The following is a 24,889-nucleotide window of genomic DNA, read 5'->3' as shown; positions in this document are numbered from 1 at the left end:
AGACCGCGCGCGCTGCGGTCCGTCGCCATCCTCCTGCTACAGCGCCACGCCGGCCGGCGGAACCCCGCCGATCAGACCACCTGGTTGCCGAGCCCCGCCGCGTGCTTGGCCGCGATCCATCCGAAGGTCATCGAAGGACCGACGCTGGCGCCTGCGCCGGGATAGACCCGGCCCATCGGCGATGCCGTGGTCACCCCGCAGGCATAGAGCCCTTCGATGGGGGTGCCGTCGTCGCGCAGCACGCGCGAATCGCAGTCGCACACGACGCCGCCGTAAGTGCCCACGTCTCCGGGATAGATCGGGATCGCATAGAACGGCCCCTTCTCGATCGTGCCCATCGTCTGGTTCGGGCCGTCCTTGAAGAACGGATCGCCCAGGAAGTTGTCGTAGGCGCGCTCGCCACGGTGGAAGTCCTCGTCCTTGCCGCCGCGCACGAAGCCGTTCCAGCGCTCGACCGTGGCTTTGAGTGCCTGGGCGGGAACGCCGATCTCCTCGGCCAGCGCCTCGATCGTACTCCCGCGGCGCATCCAGCCCGAAGCGAGCCACTTGGGCATGTTCTTCTTCGCCATGCCTTTGGCCGCGACGGCGTATTCGTCCATGTACTGCTGGTCCATGATCGCCCAGCTGGGAATGGCCGGGACGGTGCGGTCGCGCACCAGCATGGTTTCGCAGAACTCCTCGTAGGAGCCGCCTTCGTTCATGTAGCGCACACCGGACTGATCGACCTGGATCGCGTGGGGCTTGGCCGTGGTGCTCTGGGTGCCGGGCTTGACGTAGTCGGTGTCCCAGCCCGGGGCCTCGGTCATCTGGAACCCGACCATTTGGTCCATCTGCGCCAGCCTGGCGCCCTTGCGCTCCAGCTCCTGGTGCATGTCGCCGGTGTCGGTCTCGATACCGTTCGACCACTTGGACTGCGTGCCGGGCATGTACCGGTCGCGCATCGCCTGGTTCATCGAGAACCCGCCCGCGTTCATCAGGATGCCGAGCCGGCCGCCGATGCGCCAGGGCTTGCCGTCCTTGACGGTGACCACGCCCACCGCGCGCTCGCCGTCCATGATGACTTCGTTCACGGGCGCGTTCACGCGGATGTCGGCCGCCTGCCGTTCCAGCACCGCCTTCAGCATGCGCCCCTGCAGCGCGGCGCCGGCGGTGACCCAGTGCTTGCCGGTCAGCTTGCCTGCGACCAGCTTCAGCGCGATCTTGAAGAAGATCCGCTTGATCTCCCAGGAATGCTTCATGAACGGCAGCTTCATGCCGTCGTCGAGCTTGGCGGGGACTTCGAGGAAGCCCTTGCGCAGCTTGCCGGCCCACTCCTTGCCCAGCTCGTTCTTGTCGAAAGGCAGCGCGGTGACGGTGCGGCTGGTCTTCACGCCGCCGGGCAGCTCGTCGTAGTAGTCGGGCCAGAAGGTCGATCCGCGCTCCATCTTCACCCCCTGGCTGATGATGAAGTCCAGCATCTTGGGTGCCTCGACGGCATAAGTCCTGCGGCGCGCGGGGCTGGTGCCGGGCGAATCGGCGCCGTCGGGCACCACCGCGTCGAGGTACTGGCAGGCCTGCTCCAGGCTGTCCTCGCCCGGATCCATGAAGCGGTTGTTGGGAATCCACATGACGCCGCCGGACTTGCAGGTGGTGCCGCCCACCCACTGCGCCTTCTCGAGGATGACGACGGACTTGCCCGCGCGCTTCATCAGCAGCGCCGAGGACATCGACCCCGCCCCGCTGCCCACGACCACCCAGTCGAAAATCTCGTCGAACTGCGGCATCGCGAAAGCTCCTCTCCAAGTGCCGCGCTGCGGCGCGTGCTTCTGGCGGTAGATCGGACTTCGCATCCTTTGGCAACTTCGCCGCACCTTGGCGCTACAGGTTTCGCCGGAGCGAAGGGTTCGCCCCGGCGGCGCGTTTTCGGATGGCCCGGCCGCGGCGGCGGACTATGACCGTTCGCCGAGAGGAGACCTGCCGCAATGACCGACACCGCGCCCGCCCTGCCCCGGCTCGGCACCATCGAGATGGCCCGCGAGGGCCGCCTGCTGCGGATCACGCTCAACCGTCCGGACGCGCTGAACGCCGTCAACCTGGCCCTGCACGACGATCTGGCCGAGGCGATGTGGTTCGCGCAGGTGGACACCGGGTCGGACGTGGTCGTCCTGACCGGAGCCGGCCGCGCCTTCTCCGCCGGCGGGGACCTCGACCACATCGAGAACAATGCCCGCAACCCGCACCTGTTCGACCATGAGACGCGGGTTGCCAAGCGGATCGTCTCGACCTTGCTCGACATCGACAAGCCGGTGGTCTGCCGGATGAACGGGCACGCCGTGGGCCTGGGCGCGACGCTGGCGCTGCTGTGCGACGTGGTGTTCGCGGCAGAGGGCGCGAAGATCGGCGACCCGCACGTGGGCCTCGGCCTCGTCGCGGGGGACGGCGGCGCGGTGATCTGGGCGCAGCGCATCGGCCTGACCCGCGCCAAGGAATACCTGCTGACCGGGGAACTGCTCACCGCCCGCAAGGCGGCCGAGATCGGGCTCGTCAACCACTGCGTTCCGCTTGAGGAACTCGACGCGCAGGTCGACGCCTTCTGTACCCGGCTGCTGGGCGGTGCGATGGTCGCCATCCGCGCCACCAAGGTGCTGACCAATCTCGAGCTCAAGCGGCTGGCGACCGCGTTGATGGACGCCGGGATCGCTTACGAAAGCGTGTCGGTGCGCAGCGCGGACCACCTCGAAGGGATCCAGGCGCTCAAGGAGAAACGCGCGCCGCGCTTCATCGGGCGCTGATCGAGGGCGGCAAGGCAGGCGCTCAGCCGGGCGCGTGGCGGAAACAATGGGCGGGTCGCGCGTTTGGGTCGGACCTGCCCAGCAAATCCCTGCGCCCGGAGATCGTCGATGCCCATCAAGGCCCTGCCGCTCAACTGCACCCTCAAGGCCGATGCCGGCGAACCGTCGTCCACCGACGCCATGATCGCCGTCCTGCGCGAGGCGTTCGGCCAGCACGAGGTCGAGGTGAGCGAGACGGTCCGCGTCGCCGCGCTGGACATCAAGCCCGGCGTCACCTCCGACGAAGGCGACGGGGATGCCTGGCCCGCCTTGCGCAGCCAGATCCTCGAGCACGACATCCTGATCTTCGGAGGCCCGATCTGGATGGGGCAGATCGGCAGCGTCGCCAAGCGCGTTCTCGAACGCATGGACGCGTTCCTCTCGGAGACGGACGACAAGGGGCACATGCCCAGCTACGGCAAGGTCGCCGTGACGGCGATCGTCGGCAACGAGGACGGCGCCCATTTCTCCTCTGCCCAGCTGTTCCAGGCGCTCAACGACGTGGGCTGGACGATCCCCGCCGTCGCCGCCTGCTACTGGGTGGGCGAGGCGATGGGATCGACCGACTTCAAGGACCTGAAGGAGATCCCCGAGGCCGTCACCAAGACGGCGGGCATGGTCGCGGCCAACGCCGCGCACCTAGCGGGATTGCTCAAGGGCTCGCCCTACCCGCCGCAGGGATGATCCTCAGGCGGGAACCACCCGCTCGCCCAGCTCGGTGAAGAGCGCGGTGTAGCAGGTGCCGAAGTCCTGCGCGTCGGACTGCGTCAGTTCCCCGCTCTGCGCCGCCGCGCCGATCGCACCAAGGAACGCCATCGGGTCGTCGGCCTCGATGTCGTAGATCGCGAGGTATTCGTTCGGGTCGTTGCCCATGAGGCGGGCGGCAAGCTTGTAGCGCTGGGCCCCGGCCATGCCGAACTTGTTGACCAGCTCCGGCAGGTGCTTGGTGTTGTACCACTCGTGGTATTCCTCTTCCCGGCCGGGCTGCGGACGGGTGAGCGCGACGAGCTTCATCTTCATGGGCATCTCTCCTGGTTTCTCCGCGCAACTTCCGCGAGCCGCAGCGGCGATGCAAGCGGGCACTATCCTGCCCGCCGGAAGCATCGCCCCGCCGCGTTACTGGAGCAGGCTGCTGCCGATCGGGTACTCGGGGAAAGGCTCCGCGGCCGGTACCAGCGCGCCGGGCAGCGCCTCTGCCGTGTCGATCCCGCAGTCTCCCCGGTACTCGCGCGGATTGGCCCCGAAGACGCGCTTGAACATGCGGCTGAAATGCGCCGGGCTCTTGAAGCCGACGCCATATGCGATCTCGCTGATCGAGATGTCGCGCGGGTCGGAGCTGGAGAGCCAGGCCTTGGCCTTGGCGAGGCGCTGCTCCCACACCAGCTCGGAGAACGACGTCTCGCGCAGCCGCAGCAGGAACGAGAGATAGCGCGGCGAGATGCCGCAGCCCTTCGCCACCATCGCCGTCGAGAGCTGCGGGTCGGACAAGTGCACCTCGATGAAGCGCAGCACTTCCTCCAGCCGCCGGTCGGCGATCGACTGGCGCGCGGGCGCGCCGTCCTCGCTGGCCCGGATGGCGTTGCCGACCAGCCCGAGCGCCGTCTCCACCAAGAGGCGCGCCGATTCCTCGCCCAGTCCGGTCTCGTCCTCGAACACCCGGGTCAGCAGGGTCTCGGCCAGCGCCATCTCGGCGCGTTCCATCGCCATGAACAGCCCGGTGCTGAAATCCTGCCGCACGAAGGCGCGCAGGATGTGGGTCGGCACGGTAACATGGAGGACTTCGTGGGCCCCCTCCCCGCCGGTGCGGCACTCGATGAAGAACGGCGACATCGAGCGGGTGATGATGAAGTCCCCCGGCCGGGCGACCTTGTTGCCGCACTGGTTGGAGAACGCGAGCTCGCCGCGCTTGACGAACCACAGGATCGACAGGTCGGTCGCATCCTCGCGGATGTGCTGGCGCGAGCGGCGGAAGAACAGATTCGCCGCCGAGCGCTGCCGGATGATCGAGATCGCGCCCACCGCCTTGCGTTCGGACCGCACGTCGATCGTCGAACCGTCGTCGATCCAGAAGTCGCCGCGATAGTATTCCTGGTCCCGGGTGCCGCGGAACATCTGCTGGCACTCACGGTAGTTGCGCTTGTCGAACGAGAACAGAGTCTCTGCCATGGTTCTCTCCCAATGGGGGGCCCGCCGGCTGCGCTTGCAACCGCCCGCATCCCGCCCGGATCGCCGCCGACTCTTGCCGATCGGGTCAATGACATTGGTAGCACGAGATAAGGGGGCCGCTCTACAATGCACGCAACACGGTCCGCATTGCGCGCATTGCAGATGAACGGACGGTCACCTATGCGCGATCAGCCCTGGCGGCCCTTCTTGGACAGGCGCCAGTCGGGCGTGTAGTTCTGGTCGTGGCCCTTCACCACCTTCCCGATACCCTGCTCGAAGGTGCTGCCCTTGCCGAGGTTGACGTCGTTCTCGCCGTCGTCCTTCATCAGCGGGAGCATGCCTTCCAGCCAGCCGGTGAGCAGGCTGCCCATGTATTCGCCGCGGTACTGCTTGTAGGCTTCGATGAAGGTCTTCTGCGCGACGACCACGTCCGTCGGACGGGTGATCGAGCAGGCATGCGCGTACTTGGCGGTCTCCGCCTCGAGCTGGTCGCGCGGAACGACGGAGTTGACGAAGTTGCAGTTGTACATCTCGTCCGCGGTGAAGGGGCGGCCGGTGAACAGCATCTCGGAAAAGCGGCGCAGGCCGACCATTTCCAGCCACTGCCACATGCGCGGGCCCCAGCCGGCGTAGCGGAACGAAGGATGGCCGAAGAGCGCGTCGTCGGAGGAGACGATGATGTCCGCGTCGGCGCACTGATAGAAGTGCCACCCGTAGCAATAGCCCTTCGCCTCGATGATCGAGATCTTCTTGAATTCCTGCAGCGGACGGTTGCCCGAGCGCGCCTTCGCGTAATAGTCGGTCAGGCCGTGCAGGTAGCGGAACGAGCCCGGCGGCGGGTACTTGACGTCGGGGTCCTCGATCTCGAGGTCGACCAGAAAGCCGTCGCCCGGCTGCGGGTTCAGGTACAGGTCGCCGTGCTCGTCGAGGTCGCCGCCGCTGCCGAGGTTGTCCCCCTCGCCGCGAATGACGAGGACCTTCACGTCGTCGTCGATGTTGGCCCGGAACACCAGTTCGCCGAAGCGGGCCCGCATGCCGATGGTGGCGGTGTTGTGCTTGTCCAGCCGGCTGAAGGTGATGGTGGCGATCTTGCTCGCCTTGTCCTTCTCGTAGCGGACGTGTTCTTCGGCCACTTTCTTGTGGTCGGCAATGGTCTTCATGGATGCTCTCTCCCACCCCGCCCCACGGCCTGGAGGTGGCCGTGATGTGCTTGCCCGCGTGCTGCCACAGGCAAGCTGGGGGGTATTGGCAATTCGCGCAGCGCGCTCGATATTGCATGCCGAGGTCGATGGACCGCCTCGAGGCGAACACGCCCGGGCTACGAGGATTGCCGGACAGGAGGGCCATGGGCCAGAACAGCTTCTTCAGCCTTGATGGACCGCTCGACGTCGCCCCGGGTGGCGGCCAGGTGCGCGCGGCCAACTTCGCCGGGCTTGCCGGAGTGGCGCGCAGCCACGGCCGCGACGCGCGGGGCATCATCGAACGGCACGGCATGGAGGCCCGGGTCCTCACAGACCCGGAAAGCCTCGTCGCCCCGCAGCAGGTCGCCGATACCTTCGAGTACTGCAGCGCGGTCTTCGACGATCCGCTGTTCGGCCTCCACTTCGCCACGATGCAGGATCCGGAGGTGTTCGGCTGCGTGACCGCGCTGTGCCGCTCGGCGCCCACGGTGCGCGCCGGCATCCGCTGCCTGATCGACTTCCTTCCCGTCGTCCACGCGCCCGATTGCGAGGTGGTGCTGATCGAGGGTCGGGAAACCGCCGAGCTCACCTGGCTGGTGAACACCGACATCGGCGTGAACGACCAGGCCAACTACCAGGCGGCAATGCTCAACATGAAGCTGCTGCAGGCCATCGGCGGGCCTGGCTTCAAGCCGAGCTGGGTCAGCCTCTCCGCCGACCCGCGCGCCACCGACCTGCCGGAGATCGAGAAGACGCTGGGCTGCCGCGTGATGAGCCGCTCCAACCGCAACTCCGTGGCATTCCCCGTCCGTGCCCTGGAGCAGCCGGTGCCGAGCGCCAACCGCCTGCTCTACCGCCTCCTGGGTTCCTACCTCCAGCGGGTGAAGTCGGAGCACAGCCAATCGATCATCGACAAGGTCGACAGCTACATTCGCGGCGCGCTGGCGACGGGCGCCTGCTCGATCGAGCGCTGCGCCGAGAAGACCGGGATGTCGGTGCGCACCCTGCAGTCGCGCCTCGCGGCGGAAGGGGCGAAGTTCTCCGAACTGGTCGAGAAGCAGCGCGAGAGCATCGCCCGCGGCTACCTTGCGGAAGGCCGCCTTTCGCTGGACGAGATCGCCGACCGCCTGGGCTATGGCGAGCAGACCAGCTTCGGGCGGGCCTTCAAGCGCTGGACCGGGATGACGCCGCAGCAGTTCCGCGCGGCCTGCTGACCGCCCGGCCGGCTGGCCGGGCGGCCTGTCGGCGTCACCGGGCCGGCGAGCGCTGTGCATCCATCATGGCGCGGGCCACCTGGAGAAAGGCTGCGGTGTCGCCCTGTGCCGAAGGAATCGCCTTGCGGAACGTGGCGAAGCCGTGGATCAGCCCCTTTCCTTCGTAGTATGCGGTGGGCACGCCCGCCTCCACCAGCTTGGCAGCATAGGCGCGGCCCTGGTCGCGCAGCGGATCGAGCGAGGCCGTGACCAGGACCGTGGGCGGCAGACCCGCGAGCGTCCCCAGGATCGGCGAGGCGCGCGGGCTGAGGGGATCGGCGGCATAATGCTCGCCGAAGCTCGCCATGCTCTTGGCATCGAGCATGTAGCCGGAAGCGAAGGCCTGGTCAGACGGGTACTTCCTGGAGAAGTCGGTCGCCGGATAGATCGGGATCTGCAGGACGACGGGGACCGCCGCCGGCTTGTCCCGAAGAGCGGCAGCCGTCACGAGCGTGAGATTGCCGCCGGCGCTGTCACCGCTGAGCACGAGCCCGGTGAACTCGCGCCCGAAGGCCTTGCCGTTGGCGGCGATCCACCGGGTGGCGGCCTCGCCATCGTCCGGCGCGGCGGGCCAGGGACTTTCGGGTGCCAGGCGGTACTCGACCGAAACCACCGGCAGGTCGAGCTGGCGGGCGATCTCCGCCGCCAGCCCGGCATGGGTGTCGATGCTGCCGAGCACGTACCCGCCGCCGTGGTAGAACACCACCACCGGCCCCGGGCCGCGCTGCGCGCGCGTGTCGAAGAGGCGAAGCGCGATCGGGCCGCCGGGTCCGGGCATGGTCACGTCCTTGGTCGTGACACCGCCGACCGGCAGGTCGAGCTGCGCCATGGCCGCCAGCGCGGCGGGAGGCAGCTTGTGGATCTGCATCAGCGCCTCGCGCGTGAGCGGCGGCTGCGGGCGGGCGTAGTACGCCTTCAGGTAGGCCGCGACGTCCGGCCGGACGTAAGGCTCGGCGTGCGCTGTTGCGGCCCCCGCTGTTTCGGCCCCCGCAGTTTCGGCCTGGGCGGAAAGCGGCGCCTGCCATCCGATCGCCGCCGCCATGAGGCAGGCACCCAGAGCAGGCATCCTCTTGAACCTCTTCGCTGTCATGTCGTCATCCTCTCCTCGGCGCAGCCGCCGTGCCTGGATCTAACGCAGATTGCGGCGGTCAGGCCAGTGCCACGGGGTTGCCGTAGAGCGTGCGCAGTTCATGCTTGGCGAGCTTGCCAGAAGGCAGGCGCGGCAGTTCGCGCACGAACTCGTACTCGCGCGGCGCCGTCACCGCCGAGATGCGGGTACGGCACCAGTCCCGCAGCGAGGCCTCCAGCTCCGTACCGGCCTCCGCCCAGTCCTTGGGCTGGACCAATGCCTTGACCTTCTCCCCGTACTCCGCGTCGGCGACACCCAGCACCGCCACGTCCAGGACCTGGGGATGAACGATCAGGCAGTCCTCGATCGCCTGCGGGTAGATGTTCACGCCGCCCGAGATAATCATGAAGTCCTTGCGGTCGGTGAGATACAGGTAGCCGTCCTCGTCCAGCCGACCGATGTCACCCACAGCGAACCAGTCGGGATGCTCCGGATGGGCGGCGCGCCGGGTCTTTTCGGCATCGTTCAGGTAGGTGACCCGCCGCCCGTTCGGCGCTTCGAAATAGACGATCCCCGCCTCGCCGGGCGGCAGTTCGCGGCCGTCCTCGTCGCAGATGTGGATCGGGCCCAGCGACGAGCGGCCGACCGATCCGGGGCGCTCCAGCCATTCGTTGGACGTGATCGCGGTGGCCCCAACCCCCTCGGTGCTGCCATAGTATTCGAACAGGATCGGCCCCCACCATGCGATCATCCGCCGCTTGATCTCGACCGGACAGGGCGCCGCGGCGTGGATGGCCATGCGCAGCGAGGAAAGATCGTGGCGCGCCCGCACCTCCTCGGGCAGCGCCAGAAGCCGCACGAACATCGTCGGCACCATCTGCGCGATGTTCACCCGGTTTGCCTCGATCGCCGCCAGCACGCCCTCGGCATCGAACTTGCGCTGCGTGACGAACAGCCCGCCCAGGCGATGCGCCGTGACCATGCCCGAGAGCGGGGCGCCGTGGTAGAGCGGGCCCACGTTGAGCGAGACGAGCGGCTTGAGTTCGCGGTACACTGGCATCGCCCCTTCCAGCGCGTTGAACTCGTCAATCGGACCGGGCGTGAACGGGAGCACGATCCCCTTCGGCCGGCCGGTGGTCCCGCTCGAATAGATCATGTGGAAGCCGGATATCTCGCCGGGCACCGGCTCCGCGGGCATCGTTGCAAGGGCGTCCGACAGGCTGCGGGCGCCCGGGACGGACGTTTCCTCGGCGTCTCCGGCCAGGAAGACCTCGTGCACTCCCGGGACGAGGGTCTCGCGCTCGCTGGCCAGGGCGCGGGGGGTCTCACCGATGGAGGGAGAGAGGAACAGCACCTTAGCCTGCGCATCGCCGATGATGTACGCCGCCTCGGCCGGCTTGAGATGGGTCGAGAGCAGCGTCACGAAGCAGCCGCAGCGCGTCGCGCCCCAATAGATCATCGCGAAGGCCGGGCCGTTGCGCAGCATGACCGCGATGCGGTCGCCGGGTGCCAGGCCCATTGCGCGCAGCAGTTGCGCGACGCGATTGGAGCCTTCGTCCAGCGCGCGGTAGGTCAGCGTCTCGCCCGTGTCGGCAACGACCATCGCCAGCGCCTCGGGCGTGGCGCGCGCGTGGAAGGACGGGTGGTGCCCCGGCATCGTGATCTCCCTCTGCTGGCCGCGGCGCGTTCGCCGCCGGCCGGTTCAGGGATCAGTATACGCCGCCCTGCTGCTCCGCAAAGTTCCCAAGGTCCCCCGCCGTCGCCGCGCTCGCCGCCGCGCGCGCTTCCCGGGCGTTGCGGATTGAGGCCACCAGGGCATCACGCCGTCGCGTGAACTCGTCCTCCGCCGTGTACTGGCGCGGCTCGGTGTCGGGCTTGAAGGCTTCCCAGATGACCGCGGCTTTCGGCTCGTTGCTGGGCTCGACCCCCATCACCCGCTTGCCGGTCACCCGGTCGATCCGCACCATGCGGATGCCCGGGGGCGCGACGAAGGGCCGCTGGCCCCAGCGCACGCGCGTGGCCTCCACCACGTCCTTGAATATCGGGGCGGCGATGCGCCCGCCCTGGGCATACCCGCCCAGCGAGCGCGGCGAATCGTAGCCCAGGTAAACCCCGCCCACGTAGTCCTGGTTGCCGCCCATGAACCACACATCGGTCGGGCCATTGGTGGTGCCGGTCTTGCCGAACAGCGGCATCTTCAGGTCGCGCAGGCGTTCCGCCGTGCCGCGGGTGACGACGCCTTCCAGCATGTGGACCACCTGGTACGCCGTCGGAGCGTCGATCACCTGCTTGCCCACGCGCTGCACCCGCGGCATCGGCTTGCCGTCCCACTGCGCCATGTTGCAGGCGTTGCAGCGGCTCTTGTCGGCCCGCCAGATCACCTTGCCATTGCGGTCCTGCACGTAGTCGATCACCGAGCCCGAGAACTGCACGCCGTTGTTGGCGAGCGCCGCGTAGGCGTTGATCATGCGCGCCACGGTGGTCTCGCCCGCACCCAGCGCGAACGAGAGATAGTTCTGGTAGTCGCCGATGCCCATGTTGTGGAACGTGCGGGTCACGCGCTTCATGCCGACGTCATTGGCGATGCGCACGGTCATCAGGTTGCGCGACTGCTCCAGGCCCCAGCGCATGGTATGGCTGCCCGAGCCACCGGCGCCGCCGAAGTTGCGGAAGCACTTGTTGCCCAGGTTCGCGCCCTGATAGACGCAGAAGGTGCCGTCGAGGACCTGCGTGGCCGGCGTCATGCCGTACTGCAGCGCCGTCGCGTAGACGAAGGGCTTGATCGTCGAACCGGGCTGCCGCTCGGCCTGGACTGCGCGGTTGAACGAGTCGAGCCCGGAATCGAAGCCCCCCTGCATCGCCACCACGCGGCCGGTCGCGGGTTCCTCGATGATCATGCCGCCGGAGACCGAGGGGATCGTGCGTAGCGCCCAGGTCCCCTCGGAGACCGGCGCTGCGACCACGAGGTCCCCGGCGCGGACCCGTTCGGACACGCCGATCAGCGTCGCCACGTTGCCGTCGGAGAAACCGATCCGCCCCGATCCGCCGTCGGTGCCCGCAGCGTCGAGGACGACGCCGACGCGCCAGTCCTTGTAGTCGACCGTCTTGTTGGCGACGATCAACTGAGTCTGCCAGTTCTCGAGGTCGTTGAGATGCGCGATCGCGCCGGCCCAGCCGCGGTTCCCGTGATAGCGCAGCAGCCCGCCGCGCAGCGCATCGCGCACGGCCTTCTGCATCTGCGCGTCAAGCGACGTGCGCACCCACAGGCCGCCGGCATAGACGCTGTTCGGCCCATCTTCGGCCTTCTCGCCGTATTGGCCGATCAAGCGGCGGCGGACCTCCTCCACGAAGTAGCCGTTGGCCGGATCGTAGGCATTGCCGCGTTGCGTCACCAGCCCGAGCGGCTCGGCCTTGGCGGCGGCGGCGTCCTGCGCCGAGGCCCAGCCGTTGCGCACCATCTGGTCGAGCACCCAGTTGCGTCGCTCGATCGCGCGCTCCTCGTTCTTGCGGCGACCGTAGACTTCGGGGGCGCGGGGAAGGATCGCGAGGAACGCGCTCTGGCTGAGCGTCAGGTCCTCCACGTCGCGGTCGAAGTAGGCCCGCGCGGCTGCCTGGACGCCGAACGATCGCCGCCCGAGCGGGATCTCGTTCAAGTAGAGCTCGAGGATCTGCTGCTTGGACAGCACGCCTTCGATGCGCCGCGCCAGGATCATCTCCTTGAGCTTGCGCGTCACGGAGTATTCGTCGCCGATCAGGATGTTCTTGGCGACCTGCTGCGTGATGGTCGACCCACCCTTCGCCCGCTCTCCCGTGCCGTACTTGGACGCGTAGTCGACGACGGCACCCGCAAGGCCGCCGATATCGACACCGCCGTGGGTCCAGAAAGTCCGGTCCTCCGCCGAGAGAAAGGCGTTCACCAGCGACCGCGGGAAGTCGACGTAGCGCAGCTGCACGCGCCGCTCGCGCGCGTAGCTATGGACGATCTCCCCATCCATCCCGCGCACCATCGTGGGCAGCGGCGGCTGGTATTCCAGCAGCTTCTCCGCGTCGGGAAGATCGTGGGCCAGCACGATCCAGAAGCCCGCCAGGCCGAGGAAGCCTGCCAGCGACACATAGCCCATGCGGCGCAGCCACTTGCGCTCGCGCCACGCCCTGCCGATGGCGGCCAGCCGGCCCGAGGCCCCGCGGCGGAGGCGGAAGGTCGCGTCTTCGGGCGGCTGCTCGCCGGGATCAATCGCGTCGGTCATTGCGCCCGCCCTCTAGCACGCCCCGTTTGCGCATGGGAACCTTGCGAAAAGGCCCGTCGTCGCAAAAATCGCCTCCGTGCCCGACCCCGGCTCAAGCGCCTGCCTTCCGGGCTAGAAAGGCGCGGATGGCGCGCGCGGCCGCCTCTGCCAGCGCCTCCTGGCCCGCTCGCGAGCCGAGCGTCCGCGCGTCGTGCGGGTTGTTGATGTACCCGGTCTCGAACAGGATCGAGGGGATGTCGGGCGCCTTGAGCACGGCCAGGGCCGCCGTTTCCGGCCTGTCGCGGTGAAGGCCCATGCCGGCGTCCTCCAGCTCGCGCAGCAGCAGCGAGGCCGCCTGCGCGGAACCCGCCTGGGTGCCGCGCTGCGACAGGTCGAGCAGGATGGCGCCGACGTTCGCGCTGGTCTGTCCCAGGGCGATGCCGTTCACCCGGTCCGCACCGTTCTCGCGCACAGCGAAGCGTTCCGCCGCCTGGCTCGAGCCGCTTTCGGACAGCACGTAGACGCTGGCTCCCCGCGCCGAATCGTGGTCCGCGCTGTCGGCGTGGATGGAGACCAGGAGATCCGCGTTGAGCCGGCGGGCGATGTCCGGCCGGTCGGCCAGGGCGATGAACCGGTCGGTGTCGCGCGTCAGCGCCACCCGCATCCCGCCGCCCGCCAGCAGCTTGTCGCGCAGGATCGCTGCGATCTGCAGGGCCACCGCCTTTTCCTGCAGCCCCCCCTGCCCCGCGCCCGGATCGAAGCCGCCGTGCCCCGGGTCGATCACCACCAGCGGGCGGCTGGCGTCCGCCGGTCCGTCGACGCGGGGAAGCCCGGCCGGCGCGCCCGCGCTCGGCAGGTCGAAGCGCACCACGTAGTCGTAGGCACCCGCGCGGGTCGCGACCGTGCCGCCGATCACGAGCGCCGCCGCGAGGAGCGCCAGCGGCGCTGCGATGAGGAGTATCAACTGCAGGGTGCGCGACATCGGCGACGACGAGTAGGTCCGGATCGCAGGCGCGGCAATCCTGCGCGCCCCGCTTTTCAACGTTCCCCTGGATGCGCCGTCCTCCGCGCGAACAAAAAACGGGTTGGACCAAGCAACTTGCCGTACACGTGCATGGATGCTAGGCCGAAGCTACCCGAAGCAACCATGCTTTCGGCCCCCTCGCATTCCGGCAGCGACACACCATATTGCGCCGGACGGGACCGGCCGAGCCGTTGCCACGGTGCCAAAGACCGGAAAATCACTTTCCGGGACAAACCGCACAGGTTGAAGCGAGCCATGAGAAGCCAGTTGCCGCCCTGCCAGCCGACGCCCGAAAGGGCGTGGGCGGTGTGGCCGCAATCTTCCGCGCGTCCGGATACGCCGCGCAATCTCATGTTCGCAGACGCAACTGCCGCCCTCGCGGCGGCCGACATGCCCGCCGCCTTCGGGACGGCCCATACATTCGCCGCGCACGGGGCGCTGGATTGCTCCGACCCTGCGCAAGAACATGCCCGCGAAGCAAGGGACGTCGCCGTGAACGGTCGCGCCCTGGCGACGCACACGGGCACATCCGCTTACATCGAACACAATCGCGTCCCCCTGGCTGATCCGGCCGGGCGCGGACGCGCACGGAGAATATCAAATGGCAACGCGCATGCTCATCGATGCGCGCCACCCGGAAGAAACGCGGGTGGCGGTAGTCAAGGGAAATCGCATTGAGGAGTTCGACTTCGAGTCGACCGAACGCAAGCAGATAAAGGGCAACATCTACCTGGCGAAGGTGACCCGCGTGGAGCCTTCGCTCCAGGCCGCCTTCGTGGACTTCGGCGGCAATCGCCACGGGTTCCTGGCGTTCAGCGAAATCCACCCGGACTACTACCAGATCCCCAAGGAGGATCGCGAGGCCCTGCTGGCCGAAGAAGCCGCCCATGCCGAAGAAGAAGCCGCGCTGCGTGCCAGCGAGGGTGACGACGAGGACGAGGATGGCGAATACGGCGACGAGGGCTACGAGAACGGCGGCGGGCTGACCGAGGTCGACACCTCGGAGAAGGACCAGGTCGCCACCATCGAGGACGGCGCGGTCGAGAACCCGTTCCATGCCGACGACGAGGGGGAGGCCGGCGAAGAGGGCGAGAGCGAAAGCGGCAACCGCCGCGGCCGCGGTCGTCGTCGCCAGGGCAAGTCCTCGGGCCGCTCGAAGGAAGCCGACGAGCTGCGCGCCAAGCGCATGGCGCTGCGTCGCCGCTATAAGATCCAGGACGTGATCCACCGTCGCCAGGTGCTGCTGGTCCAGGTCGTGAAGGAAGAGCGCGGCAACAAGGGTGCGGCGCTGACCACCTATCTCAGCCTCGCTGGCCGCTACTGCGTGCTCATGCCGAACTCGAGCCATGGCGGCGGCATCAGCCGCAAGATCAGCTCCGCGTCGGACCGCAAGCGCCTGAAGTCGATCATCGCCGAGCTCGACCTCCCGCGCTCGATGGGCTGCATCGTGCGCACCGCCGGACTGCAGCGCACCAAGACCGAGATCAAGCGCGACTTCGACTATCTCGCCCGCCTCTGGGACGAACTGCGCGAGATGACGCTGCGTTCGGCCGCGCCGACGCTGATCCATTCGGACAGCGACCTCATCAAGCGCGCCATCCGCGACATCTACAACCGCGACATCGAAGAGATCATGGTCGAGGGCGAGGACGGCTATCGCGCCGCCCGCGAGTTCATGAAGCTGCTGATGCCCAGCCACGCGCGCAAGGTGAAGCCGTACTCCGACCCTGTCCCCCTGTTCCAGCGCTTCGGCGCCGAGGACCAGCTGACCGCGATGTACGACCCCGTCGTGCAGCTGCGTTCGGGCGGCTACATCGTCATCAACCCGACCGAGGCGCTCGTCTCGATCGACATCAACTCGGGCCGCGCCACCAAGGAGCACGGCATCGAGCAGACGGCGGTCGCCACCAACCTCGAGGCTGCTCAGGAAATCGCCCGCCAGCTGCGCCTGCGCGACATGGCTGGGCTTGTCGTCATCGACTTCATCGACATGGAGTACGGCTCCAATGTCCGTAAGGTCGAGAAGGCGATGAAGGACGCGCTCAAGAACGACCGGGCGCGCATCCAGGTCGGCCGCATCTCCAGCTTCGGCCTCATGGAGATGAGCCGCCAGCGTCTGCGCACCGGCGTTCTGGAAGCGACCACCCGCTCCTGCCCGCACTGCGACGGCACCGGCCTGGTCCGCACGGCCAGCTCGGCGGGCCTCTCCGCTCTGCGCCTCATCGAGGACGAGGCTGCCAAGGGCAAGGGCGTGGTCGTCTCGCTGTTCGCGAGCACCGAGGCTGCGGTCTATCTGCTCAACGCCAAGCGGGCCGACCTGGCGGACATCGAGGATCGCTACGGCGTGACGGTCGAGGTGATCCCCGAGGGCGAGAACGAGGGCGCCAAGATGCGCGTCCTCTCCTCCGGTCCGCGCAACGAGTTCGTGCCGCGCTTCGATCCGATCGCCGAGGAGGTCGAGGACGACTTCATCGACGAGGAGGAAGAGGCCGAGGAACTCGAGCGCGAGGACGCGTCGGAGCGCGCGAGCGACGAGGGTGAAGGCGAAGGCGGCGGTCGCCGCAAGCGCCGCAAGCGTCGCCGCAGCCGCAATCGCCGCGACGAGCAGTCGGGCGACGCCATCGAGGCTGAAGCGGCCGAGGGCGAATCCGAGGACACCGGGTCCGACGACACCGGCGCCGAGGACGAGGTCGAAGGCGAAGAGTCCGAGAGCGCGGCCAGCGAAGGCGACGAGAACGGCGCGCCCAAGAAGCGCCGCCGCCGCGGTGGTCGTCGCCGGCGCGGTCGTCGTGGTGACGAGAACGGTGCCGAGGGCGAGAACGGCGTCGAGGGCGAGATCGGCGCTGCCGAGAGCGACGCGCTCCCCGGCGTCGAAGGCCTCGAACTGGCCGAGGACGATGCAGAAGCGCCCGTCGCGGATGCCGTGATCGAAGCCGAGGCCTCCGCCGAGCCCATCGCCGAGGAGGTACCCGCCAAGCCCAAGCGCACCCGTCGCAAGAAGGCGGATGCGGAGGCCGAAACGGTTGCCGAGGCGCCGGTAGAGGTCGCGGCAGAGGTCCCGTCAGAGCCGGTCGCCGAGGAAGCCGCGGCCAGGCCCAAGCGCACCCGTCGCAAGAAGGCCGATGCCGAGGGTGAGGCAACGGCCGAAGCTCCGGCTACGCCCGAAGCCGAGGACGCACCCGCCAAGCCCAAGCGCGCCCGTCGCAAGAAGGCCGACGCGGAGGCCGATGCCGCCGCGCAAGCGCCGGCCGAAGCCGCAGTGGACGCGGCGCCGGCCAAGCCCAAGCGCACCCGCCGCAAGAAGGCCGACGTCGAAGCCGAGACGGCGCCCGAGGCAGCCGCTCCCGAAGCGGAGCCGGACATCGCCGCCGAGCCGGCGAACGACGAAGCCGTCGCTCCCGAAGCGGACGCCGAGAGCGAGGCCGATGGCTCGCCCTCGCCCCGCCGTGGCTGGTGGCAGCGCACGTTCGGCAACTGATCCTGAACAAGCGACGCAGGCGCCGCGGGTGGTCCCACCACCCGCGGCGCTTCGCGTTTATGGACCAGGGGTCGTGGCCTTGCGCCCGTCCTGCTGCACTGAGAACCTGGTAGGCTTCCCGGCCAGGCCACGCCGGCACACGCGCACCGCGATGCCGGAAAAGCGCGGCATAAAGTTGATCGGCTCCAGTCCCCGCGTGAGGGAAGTCAGCTGGCCGACGTTGGCCCCTCCGTCAGCAGCCGGATCGCCGGTCGAGACCAAGGGGCCGAACATGTGCGTCATCGAGACCACGCCCGGCCTCAGGCGGTCCTCCGCCCTCGCCTGCGTCACGACGGCGCCATCGTGCGAGGCAATCTCGACCCAATCGTCGTCGGCCAGCCCTTCGCGCGCCATGTCGGCGGGGTTCATGTAGGCGTAGTTGATCGGCAGACGCCTGCGCACTTGCTCCGAGCCCCGGAACGCCCCGTTGAGCGCATGGAGCACGCGCCGGCTGATGAGGCGATAGCGGAACCCGGCGGAGCACTGCGCGTCGCCATCCTCCTCCTGCAGGATCGCCGCGAGCTCGCGGGCCACGTCGACGGGCATCAGCTCCAGCCGTCCGCCCGCGATCGGTGCCGGCTGGACGAAGTGATCGGCCATCGTGGGCCGCACCCCCTGCGGGCAGGCGAGCAGGTCATCGAACGGGACCGCACTGCCGGACGCCAGGAAGCGGCAGAGGCTTTCGGGATCGGGCTTCTCTGTCGGGCTCAGCGCAAGCCCTTCGGGAATATCCTCGAAGCGCAGGCCATAGTTCCAGAACTTGAAGGTCAGCGGCAGGCCCATCCGGGCCGCCAGCGCCCAGTAGACCTCCCAGTCGTCGAGCACTCCCACCGGCTTTGCCACCACCGGGCGGGTGTACTGCGCGAAGGGCTCGGGATAGAGCGCGTCGCCGGGGATCGAGATCTCGTGCCGCTCGAACGGCTGGCTGGTGGCGAGGACGTAGTCGGCGGTGCGCCCGGTGGCGTTCAGGCGGGCATCCAGGCAGACGAGCAAGTCCAGCTGCTCGAACGCGGGGGCGGCGAAGCCCGGGTCTCCCACAGCCATGAGCGGATCGCCGCCCAGGACGATAAGAGCGCGGATGCGATCCGGGTGGTCGACGGTGATCTCCGCGGGCAGCAGCGCACTCGGCATCTCGCCGAGGAGCTGGCCGGTATCGGCGCTGAGGCAGCGGGGCTCGTGCTCGAAGCTGCGGGTGGGCGCCACGGCCATCTCGAAGGCCGGCCTGGTACGCAGCGTGCCCGGATTGCGCATCCGGTCCCCTGCGCGCCGATAACCGCCGCACAGCGCGTTCACCAGTTCGATCATGTGGTCGTTGGTGTTGGAGTGGGCGGAGAACGAAGGCCCCGTGCCGCTGCCGGCGTAGACCCGCCGCCCCTCCCCCAGCCAGCGGGCGGCGAGCTCGATCTGCTCCACCGGAACGTCCGCTCGCCGCGCCGCCAGCTCGGGCGTGAACGGCGCCACCGCGGCGCGCACGGCGTCGAGGCCGTTGCACCATGTCTCCACGAAGCCACGATCCCAGGTTCCGTCGCGCAGCAGGACATGGGCGATCGCCGCGAAGATCGCGGCGTCGTGGCCCGGCAGCGGCTGGATCAGCAGGTCGGCATGGCGCGCCGTCTCGGTCCGGCGCGGGTCGACCAGGATGACCTTGCATCCGTTCGCGCGCGCCGCCTCGAACCCGCGCGAAGGCGCTCCGCTCTCCGCCAGCGCGAAAGGCGCGCCCTGGTGCGTGACGAGCGGATTGCCCCCCGCCAGCAGCGCCACGTCGCAGTCGCGCAGGGCATTCTTCCCGCTCGCCATCACGCCCATGCGCGCCATCGTCACCCACTTGGCCGACTGGTCGATGGTCATGGTCGAGAAGAAGTTCGGTGTGCCCAAGGCCGCGACGAAGGCCCGCTCCATGAGCCCGCCGAGCACGGAGCGGTACGCGCCGGTGCCGTGATAGACGGCGACGCAGCGCGGCCCGTGCGCCTCGACCAGCGTCTTGAGCCTCGCCCCGATCGCATCGAGAGCGACCTCGGCCTCCACCGGCGCCAGCTCTCCGTCCGGCCCGCGCGCCAGGCTTTGCAGCAGCCGGTCCTCCGCGCCGTTGTGGAACGCGATGGAGGAAAGCCCCTTGGGGCACAGGTACGCTCCATAGGGAGAGACGCTGCCGTCCGGCCGCGCCCGCAACATGCGCCCGTCCTCCACCTCGATTTCCATGGCGCACAGCGCGCTGCAGTTGCGGCAGAAGGTCTTGACGGCTTCGATCATGCGGGTGTCTCCCGCTCCGAGCCTAGCAGGCGCTCCCCACGGCTTCGACTGGATCGCCTTGTCCCTTGCGGCAAGCGCGAGCGATCCGGCGGCCGAAGCCCGGCTCAACACCTTCCAGAGCCATCGCTTGCACGGTGCGCGCCCTCTCCATGGTGTCACCGCCCGAAGGCGTCGCTCCGCAGGCAGCGAGCGCTCGCGAGGCGATCATACCTCGCCATTGTCACCCCTTGCCCTATGCGGGCGAATCGCTAGAGGGGGACCACATGGCAGTTCATGCCGCAGTGCAAGACCACGGGGATTCTTCATGGCGACCTTCATCCTCCCGGCCAACAGCAAGATCAGCAAGCGGGGCAAAGTCCACAAGGCGGAGGGCGCGACCAAGGTCAAGAAGTTCACCGTCTATCGCTACGATCCCGACTCGGGCGAGAACCCGCGTTACGACACGTTCGAGATCGACCTCGACACGTGCGGCCCGATGGTGCTCGACGCGCTCATCAAGATGAAGAACGAGCAGGACTCCACCCTGACGTTCCGCCGATCCTGCCGCGAAGGCATCTGCGGCTCGTGCTCGATGAACATGAACGGCAAGAACGGCCTCGCCTGCACCACCGCGATCGAGGATCTCAAGGGCGACATCCGGATCACCCCGCTGCCGCACATGGACGTGATCAAGGATCTCGTGCCCGACTTCACGCACTTCTATGCGCAGTACGCCTCGATTCGTCCCTGGCTGCAGACGGTTTCGACCACGCCCTCGGGCAAGGAGCGCCTCCAGACCCCCGAGCAGCGCGAGAAGCTGGACGGCCTCTACGAGTGCATCCTGTGCGCCTGCTGCTCCACCTCCTGCCCGAGCTACTGGTGGAACTCCGACAAGTTCCTCGGCCCGGCCATCCTGCTCCAGGCCTATCGCTGGCTGGCCGACAGCCGTGACGAGATGACCGGCGAGCGTCTGGACGAGCTGGAGGACCCCTTCCGCCTCTATCGCTGCCACACGATCATGAACTGCGCCAACGTGTGCCCCAAGGGCCTGTCGCCCGCACGCGCGATCGCGGAAATCAAGAAGATGCAGGCGGAGCGCCAGATCTAAGCCGGACCGGGGTCTCCCGTGGCGCAAGGCGGCACATTCATCCACGAGCCAGACCCGGATTTTCCGGGCTGGCACTCGTGGCGGCTGGACGACGGCTCCCGTTTCAACTCGCAGGGCCTCGGGCGGATGATCATCCGCCGCGAGGGCGAACGCGGTGCCCGCGTGCGTCTGGTCGAGCCGGAGACGCGGCACAGCAACCTGCACGGCAATGTCCACGGCGGCGTCACCCTCGCCCTCATCGACGTGGCGATGTTCGCCGCGATCTACACCGTGCTGGGCGCCGATGCCGCCGGCTCCGTCACGCTCGACCTGCACAACCAGTTCATCGGCGCGGGCCGCGTGGGCGAGCCGCTCGACGTGGTCTGCGAGGTGATGAAGGAGACCCGCCGCCTCGTGTTCCTGCGCGGCACCGTGGAGCAGGACGAACACCTGGTGTCGAGCTTTGTCGGCACCCTTCGCAAGCCGAGCGCGCGATGACCGCGATGCTGGAACGCTACGAGGCCCTGGTGGCGACGGGCGAGCTGCGCTCGGACCCCGAACAGGCCGCGGCGGCGGAGCGCCTCAACCGGCTCCAGCGCGATCTCTACAAAGCATCGTCCGCGACGGGGCTCTTCGGCAAGCTCCTCGGCAAGAAGGCCAGCAGCCCGCGCGGCGTCTACATGTGGGGCGGCGTGGGTCGCGGAAAGTCGATGCTGATGGACCTTTTCGTCCAGACCCTCGACATCCCCGGCAAGCGCCGCGTCCACTTCCATGCCTTCATGCTCGAAGTCCACGCGCTGCTGCGCGACGAGCGCAAGAAGGAGACGGGAGACCCCATCCCGCCGGTCGCGGCAGCCCTCGCCCGCACCGTGCGCTGCCTCGCCTTCGACGAGATGGTGGTCAACAACTCGGCCGACGCGATGATCATGAGCCGGCTGTTCACGCATCTCATCGTGAACGAGGGCGTGACGATCGTGACGACCTCCAACCGTGCGCCTTCCGAGCTCTACAAGGACGGGCTCAACCGCGAACACTTCCTGCCGTTCATCGCGCTGATCGAGCAGGAGCTGGACGTGCTGACGCTCAACGGGCCGACCGACTACCGCATGCAGCGCCTCGGCGGCATGGCCACCTGGCACATGCCGCTGGGCGAGGCGGCGACCGAAGCGGCGCGCGAGGCGTTCTACCGCCTCACCGACTATCCGCCCGAGGACAGCGAGCACGTTCCCTCGGCCGAGATCGACGTGGGCGGCGGGCGCATGCTGCACGTCCCCAAGAGCCTCAAGGGCGTGGGCGTGTTCAGCTTCAAGCGCCTCTGCGGCGAAGCCCGGGGCGCCGCGGACTACCTCGCCATCGCTCGTGCCTATCACACGGTGATCCTGGTCGGCATCCCGAAGATGGGGCCCGACCGCCGGAACGAGGCGGCGCGCTTCGTGACGCTGATCGACGCGCTTTACGAGAACAAGGTGAAGCTGATCGCGGCTGCCGACGCGGCGCCGGACGATCTGTATGAATCGGGAACCGGGCGGTTCGAATTCGATCGCACGATCAGCCGTCTCAACGAGATGCAGAGCGCCGAATATCTCGCCCTCGGCCACGGCGAAGGCTGAAAGCCTTAACGCAGTCCCGAATCGGGAACGCCATCAAGCCTGCTTTCGAGCACTGCCGCTTCCGCTGATGCACCGAAGCGTCAACTCCGCCTTCGGGCGATCCGTGTTCGCGCGCGACCGCAGGCACTTGCTGAATTGTCGCCCGATTGACGCTGAACTGCAGGCAAAGAAAAAGCGCTTTTCAAAAGACAGGAGTTCTTCTGAAAAGCGCTTCTGTTTACTTGCGACAGCCCGGCCTTGTGAGCGGGGCTTCAGCAGGTAGCGTCTCTATTAGAGACCGCCGCCCCACCATCCGTCGCCCCACATGTCCTTGGTCATTGTCATTCCCCATGTAAAGCGGCCACGTGCTGCGGCCGCAACAAATGGATAACAATGGGTTAAAACGGCATCAAGGAATTTTTAACCAATCAATCGCGCTCTCCGTCCCGAAACGAAGCTCAGGAAGTCCCGGAACGGGACAGGGCGGCTCACGTGGTAGCCCTGGACCAGGTCACACCCGAGGTTCTCGAGCAGCTCCAACGCCTGGGCGGTTTCCACACCCTCTGCCACCACCACGCGGTCGAGCGAGTGCGCCATTTCGATGATCGACTGGACCAGCAGCAGGTCTTCCTTGCTGCCTTCCATCGAGGACACGAAGGTCTTGTCGATCTTCACCTCGCTAGCCGGAAGGTAGCGCAGGTAGTCGATGGTCGCATTGCCGGTACCGAAGTCGTCGATCGAGAGGCGCAGCCCCGACTGCACGAGGCGCTGGAGCATCTGGAATGTGCGCGAACTGCGATCGAGGCGATCGGTCTCCGTGATCTCCAGGATCAGCCGGTTCGGTGACAGTCCATGTACCGCCAGGATCTCGGAGATCATGCCCGGCAGCCCGGCATTGCGCAGAAGTTGAGCCGAGATGTTGACGGACATCGTCATCTCGTAGCCGCTGCGCTCCAGCTCCACGGCCACGCGCACCGCATCGTTGATGACGAAGCGGGTGATGCGCTCGATCCGGTGGAACTCCTCCGCGATGCGGATGAACTTGTCGGGACCGATGGGGCCGCGATCAGGATGAGTCCAGCGCACCAGGGCTTCCGCACCGGTGATGCGGTTGGAGCGCAAGTCGAGCTTGGGCTGGTACGCGACCCAGACTTCGCCGTTGTCGATCGCGCGGTCGAGCGAGGTGAGCAGCGAGATCTCCCACTGCGCTTCTTGCTTCCGTCCGTCGTGCTGGCAGACGAGTTCGTCGCTGCGGACCGCTTCCTCCGCTGCCTGCATCGCGCTGGCCACGCGGCTGGAAAGGGCACGGTCGAATTCAGAATCGATGCCGCAGTTGAACGACAGGTCGATGTCGATACCGCCGACCTGGATGCCGTTCTGCACGATCCGGTGCAGGCCCTCCAGGTTCTCGAACAGGTCGAAGCTGCTGCGGATGGACGAGAGCCACACGAACATGCCGCCTTCGTGATAGATCAGGACGCTTTCGTCGCTGATGCGGATACGGCGGACGATCTCCTTCGCCAGCTGCGCCTCGACATGCTCGGCGAAGCTGCCGATGATCCCGCCGTAGTTGCGGATCTTCAACGCGACGAGAATCCGCGCCGAGAGATCGGTGGAGTTGCGCAGCGCCTGCACGCTGGGCAGCCCCGAGCCCGTGTTGGTCTCGCCCGCTTCCTCGACCCGGTCCAGCGTGCGCATCCGGATGACGGCCACGAGAGCGACGCAGAAGGCGGGGACCACCTCGATCTGGATCGACACGAGATCGAGCAGGAACGGAGCGGCCCCCAGTACCGCGACGAGACCCGTGAACCGGTAGGCGTCCAGCACCCTGCCCCGGCCCAGCCCGGAAACGATGACGATCAGCACCAGCAGGTAGGCCGGGAACCAGCGGTACTCCCGCGGGATGCCCCGCCGCAGCGTGTCGGCCCCGATGGCGTGGAAGTAGCCGCCGGGGGCACTGAGCTCCTGCCCTGGAATCGAATGGATGTCGTTGAACGCCACCGCCGCAGGAACGATGAGGACGTCCTTGCCCCTGACCGCCCCGGGATCCAGCCTGCCGCGGATCACGTCGATGTAGCTGAGGGTGGGATAGGAACCGACGGCGATGGAGAAATCCGGGAAGTACAGGTCCTCGGGCCCGCGCGTCACGCCGGCGATGGAGGCGGAGATCGACGGGATCTGACCGACGGGGCTGCCGGAGGAATAGGGCAGCTTCACGGTCAGGTTGAGGGGTCGGTGCTTGACCAGCACCGACGCCATGCCCGCGTACTCGCGGTAGGCCGGGAGCGGTATCTTGGCCGCGTAGTTGCCCATCTGGCCATTGCTGTCGACCGCGGCGCCCAGGATCACCTTGCCGCGGTGCGCCTTCAGCGCGGCGAGGAACTTCGCATCGTCCTGCGGCGCGCCAGGGGTGGAGAACGAGCGGCCGAAGTAGACGCGCTTGGCTCCGGCGCGGAACAGATGGGTGATCGCATCGGCGTCGTTGCCGTGGGTGGTGTCGTTGACGCCGAGTTCGATCAGTGTCCGCGAATCCTGCAGGACAACGACGATGTCGCCTCCCGCCGGCTGCGTGCGCGACATCCACCGCAGCGTGCGAAGATAATCCTCCAGCGGCAGGCCTGCGCCGCTGACGCCCATGAGCAGGCCGGTCAAGGCAGCCCAGAACACGATTCTCACGCGCGGCTTGGCCCAGAAGGCTCGGATGCGGGTGAAAATTCCGCTCATGGCAAGAGTCGTCC

At 67.9% G+C, this 24,889-nt stretch carries 18 protein-coding genes; 7 read left to right on the top strand and 11 right to left on the bottom strand.

Going from position 1 to position 24,889, the window contains the following annotated elements:
- Window positions 1-71: 71 nt before the first annotated feature.
- Window positions 72-1,763 carry an FAD-binding protein gene (locus tag ACFFJC_RS11255; protein ID WP_379487603.1) on the bottom strand — a complete coding sequence of 564 codons (1,692 nt, stop codon included), beginning with the start codon at window positions 1,761-1,763 and terminating at the stop codon, window positions 72-74.
- A gap of 198 nt (window positions 1,764-1,961) precedes the next feature.
- Here ACFFJC_RS11255 and ACFFJC_RS11250 point away from each other — a divergent pair, with 198 nt between their 5' ends.
- Both ACFFJC_RS11250 and ACFFJC_RS11245 read left to right on the top strand, forming a co-directional pair.
- On the top strand, window positions 1,962-2,771 hold the full coding sequence (locus tag ACFFJC_RS11250) for an enoyl-CoA hydratase/isomerase family protein (RefSeq protein ID WP_379487602.1): 810 nt from the start codon (window positions 1,962-1,964) through the stop codon (window positions 2,769-2,771).
- A gap of 108 nt (window positions 2,772-2,879) precedes the next feature.
- The gene (locus tag ACFFJC_RS11245) at window positions 2,880-3,494 is read left to right on the top strand and encodes a flavodoxin family protein (RefSeq protein WP_379487601.1); all 615 of its coding nucleotides are present in this window, start codon (window positions 2,880-2,882) and stop codon (window positions 3,492-3,494) included.
- A gap of 3 nt (window positions 3,495-3,497) precedes the next feature.
- Here ACFFJC_RS11245 and ACFFJC_RS11240 read toward each other — a convergent pair whose 3' ends face one another.
- The 3 genes from ACFFJC_RS11240 to ACFFJC_RS11230 form a co-directional block, all read right to left on the bottom strand.
- A complete protein-coding gene (locus tag ACFFJC_RS11240; protein ID WP_379487600.1) occupies window positions 3,498-3,830 on the bottom strand; it encodes a hypothetical protein in 333 nt (110 codons plus the stop codon).
- Between the two features lie 96 nt (window positions 3,831-3,926).
- Window positions 3,927-4,976, bottom strand: coding sequence for a helix-turn-helix domain-containing protein (locus ACFFJC_RS11235; RefSeq protein WP_379487599.1), 1,050 nt, complete (start codon window positions 4,974-4,976; stop codon window positions 3,927-3,929).
- Window positions 4,977-5,164: 188 nt separating this feature from the next.
- The gene (locus ACFFJC_RS11230) at window positions 5,165-6,136 is read right to left on the bottom strand and encodes an enoyl-CoA hydratase/isomerase family protein (RefSeq protein ID WP_379487598.1); all 972 of its coding nucleotides are present in this window, start codon (window positions 6,134-6,136) and stop codon (window positions 5,165-5,167) included.
- 185 nt (window positions 6,137-6,321) lie between these two features.
- On the opposite strand from ACFFJC_RS11230, the gene ACFFJC_RS11225 reads away from it, so the two are divergent.
- On the top strand, window positions 6,322-7,371 hold the full coding sequence (locus ACFFJC_RS11225; RefSeq protein WP_379487597.1) for an AraC family transcriptional regulator: 1,050 nt from the start codon (window positions 6,322-6,324) through the stop codon (window positions 7,369-7,371).
- Between the two features lie 34 nt (window positions 7,372-7,405).
- Here the strand turns inward: ACFFJC_RS11225 and ACFFJC_RS11220 are convergent, their stop codons facing one another.
- From ACFFJC_RS11220 to ACFFJC_RS11200, 5 genes are all read right to left on the bottom strand, one after another.
- Entirely contained in the window at window positions 7,406-8,500 is a 1,095-nt protein-coding gene (locus ACFFJC_RS11220; protein WP_379487596.1) for an alpha/beta hydrolase, read from the bottom strand.
- Window positions 8,501-8,558: 58 nt separating this feature from the next.
- On the bottom strand, window positions 8,559-10,136 hold the full coding sequence (locus ACFFJC_RS11215) for an AMP-binding protein (protein ID WP_379487595.1): 1,578 nt from the start codon (window positions 10,134-10,136) through the stop codon (window positions 8,559-8,561).
- Window positions 10,137-10,188: 52 nt separating this feature from the next.
- Window positions 10,189-12,726, bottom strand: coding sequence for a penicillin-binding protein 1A (locus ACFFJC_RS11210; RefSeq protein WP_379487594.1), 2,538 nt, complete (start codon window positions 12,724-12,726; stop codon window positions 10,189-10,191).
- A 91-nt stretch (window positions 12,727-12,817) separates the two neighbouring features.
- The gene (locus tag ACFFJC_RS11205; RefSeq protein WP_379487593.1) at window positions 12,818-13,687 is read right to left on the bottom strand and encodes an N-acetylmuramoyl-L-alanine amidase family protein; all 870 of its coding nucleotides are present in this window, start codon (window positions 13,685-13,687) and stop codon (window positions 12,818-12,820) included.
- Window positions 13,688-13,743: 56 nt separating this feature from the next.
- A complete protein-coding gene (locus ACFFJC_RS11200) occupies window positions 13,744-14,082 on the bottom strand; it encodes a hypothetical protein (protein ID WP_379487592.1) in 339 nt (112 codons plus the stop codon).
- Window positions 14,083-14,330: 248 nt separating this feature from the next.
- On the opposite strand from ACFFJC_RS11200, the gene ACFFJC_RS11195 reads away from it, so the two are divergent.
- The gene (locus ACFFJC_RS11195; protein ID WP_379487591.1) at window positions 14,331-17,207 is read left to right on the top strand and encodes an Rne/Rng family ribonuclease; all 2,877 of its coding nucleotides are present in this window, start codon (window positions 14,331-14,333) and stop codon (window positions 17,205-17,207) included.
- A gap of 57 nt (window positions 17,208-17,264) precedes the next feature.
- Here ACFFJC_RS11195 and ACFFJC_RS11190 read toward each other — a convergent pair whose 3' ends face one another.
- Entirely contained in the window at window positions 17,265-19,496 is a 2,232-nt protein-coding gene (locus ACFFJC_RS11190; protein WP_379487590.1) for a molybdopterin-containing oxidoreductase family protein, read from the bottom strand.
- A gap of 304 nt (window positions 19,497-19,800) precedes the next feature.
- Here ACFFJC_RS11190 and ACFFJC_RS11185 point away from each other — a divergent pair, with 304 nt between their 5' ends.
- From ACFFJC_RS11185 to zapE, 3 genes are read left to right on the top strand one after another with little or no spacing between them, the layout of a single operon-like run.
- On the top strand, window positions 19,801-20,583 hold the full coding sequence (locus tag ACFFJC_RS11185) for a succinate dehydrogenase iron-sulfur subunit (protein WP_379487589.1): 783 nt from the start codon (window positions 19,801-19,803) through the stop codon (window positions 20,581-20,583).
- A gap of 18 nt (window positions 20,584-20,601) precedes the next feature.
- Window positions 20,602-21,060, top strand: coding sequence for a PaaI family thioesterase (locus ACFFJC_RS11180; RefSeq protein WP_379487588.1), 459 nt, complete (start codon window positions 20,602-20,604; stop codon window positions 21,058-21,060).
- Window positions 21,057-22,172, top strand: a complete 1,116-nt coding sequence (zapE, locus tag ACFFJC_RS11175; RefSeq protein WP_379487587.1) for a cell division protein ZapE — start codon at window positions 21,057-21,059, stop codon at window positions 22,170-22,172. The genes ACFFJC_RS11180 and zapE overlap by 4 nt, the downstream gene beginning before the upstream one ends.
- A 399-nt stretch (window positions 22,173-22,571) precedes the next feature.
- On the opposite strand, the gene ACFFJC_RS11170 is transcribed toward zapE, so the two are convergent.
- Window positions 22,572-24,875 carry an EAL domain-containing protein gene (locus ACFFJC_RS11170; RefSeq protein ID WP_379487586.1) on the bottom strand — a complete coding sequence of 768 codons (2,304 nt, stop codon included), beginning with the start codon at window positions 24,873-24,875 and terminating at the stop codon, window positions 22,572-22,574.
- Between the last annotated feature and the right edge of the window lie 14 nt (window positions 24,876-24,889).

This window comes from Novosphingobium soli, assembly GCF_042432915.1.
Classification (GTDB): Bacteria; Pseudomonadota; Alphaproteobacteria; order Sphingomonadales; family Sphingomonadaceae; genus Novosphingobium; species Novosphingobium soli.
Note: the sequence above shows the minus strand (reverse complement) of the source record. Positions and strands in the feature narration are given on the sequence as shown.

Coding starts and splice junctions, on each gene's coding strand:
- ACFFJC_RS11255 (WP_379487603.1), bottom strand. CDS start 1,763: ATGCCGCAGTTCGACGAGATTTTCGACTGGGTGGTCGTGGGCAGCGGG.
- ACFFJC_RS11250 (WP_379487602.1), top strand. CDS start 1,962: ATGACCGACACCGCGCCCGCCCTGCCCCGGCTCGGCACCATCGAGATG.
- ACFFJC_RS11245 (WP_379487601.1), top strand. CDS start 2,880: ATGCCCATCAAGGCCCTGCCGCTCAACTGCACCCTCAAGGCCGATGCC.
- ACFFJC_RS11240 (WP_379487600.1), bottom strand. CDS start 3,830: ATGAAGATGAAGCTCGTCGCGCTCACCCGTCCGCAGCCCGGCCGGGAA.
- ACFFJC_RS11235 (WP_379487599.1), bottom strand. CDS start 4,976: ATGGCAGAGACTCTGTTCTCGTTCGACAAGCGCAACTACCGTGAGTGC.
- ACFFJC_RS11230 (WP_379487598.1), bottom strand. CDS start 6,136: ATGAAGACCATTGCCGACCACAAGAAAGTGGCCGAAGAACACGTCCGC.
- ACFFJC_RS11225 (WP_379487597.1), top strand. CDS start 6,322: ATGGGCCAGAACAGCTTCTTCAGCCTTGATGGACCGCTCGACGTCGCC.
- ACFFJC_RS11220 (WP_379487596.1), bottom strand. CDS start 8,500: ATGACAGCGAAGAGGTTCAAGAGGATGCCTGCTCTGGGTGCCTGCCTC.
- ACFFJC_RS11215 (WP_379487595.1), bottom strand. CDS start 10,136: ATGCCGGGGCACCACCCGTCCTTCCACGCGCGCGCCACGCCCGAGGCG.
- ACFFJC_RS11210 (WP_379487594.1), bottom strand. CDS start 12,726: ATGACCGACGCGATTGATCCCGGCGAGCAGCCGCCCGAAGACGCGACC.
- ACFFJC_RS11205 (WP_379487593.1), bottom strand. CDS start 13,687: ATGTCGCGCACCCTGCAGTTGATACTCCTCATCGCAGCGCCGCTGGCG.
- ACFFJC_RS11200 (WP_379487592.1), bottom strand. CDS start 14,082: ATGAGATTGCGCGGCGTATCCGGACGCGCGGAAGATTGCGGCCACACC.
- ACFFJC_RS11195 (WP_379487591.1), top strand. CDS start 14,331: ATGGCAACGCGCATGCTCATCGATGCGCGCCACCCGGAAGAAACGCGG.
- ACFFJC_RS11190 (WP_379487590.1), bottom strand. CDS start 19,496: ATGATCGAAGCCGTCAAGACCTTCTGCCGCAACTGCAGCGCGCTGTGC.
- ACFFJC_RS11185 (WP_379487589.1), top strand. CDS start 19,801: ATGGCGACCTTCATCCTCCCGGCCAACAGCAAGATCAGCAAGCGGGGC.
- zapE (WP_379487587.1), top strand. CDS start 21,057: ATGACCGCGATGCTGGAACGCTACGAGGCCCTGGTGGCGACGGGCGAG.
- ACFFJC_RS11170 (WP_379487586.1), bottom strand. CDS start 24,875: ATGAGCGGAATTTTCACCCGCATCCGAGCCTTCTGGGCCAAGCCGCGC.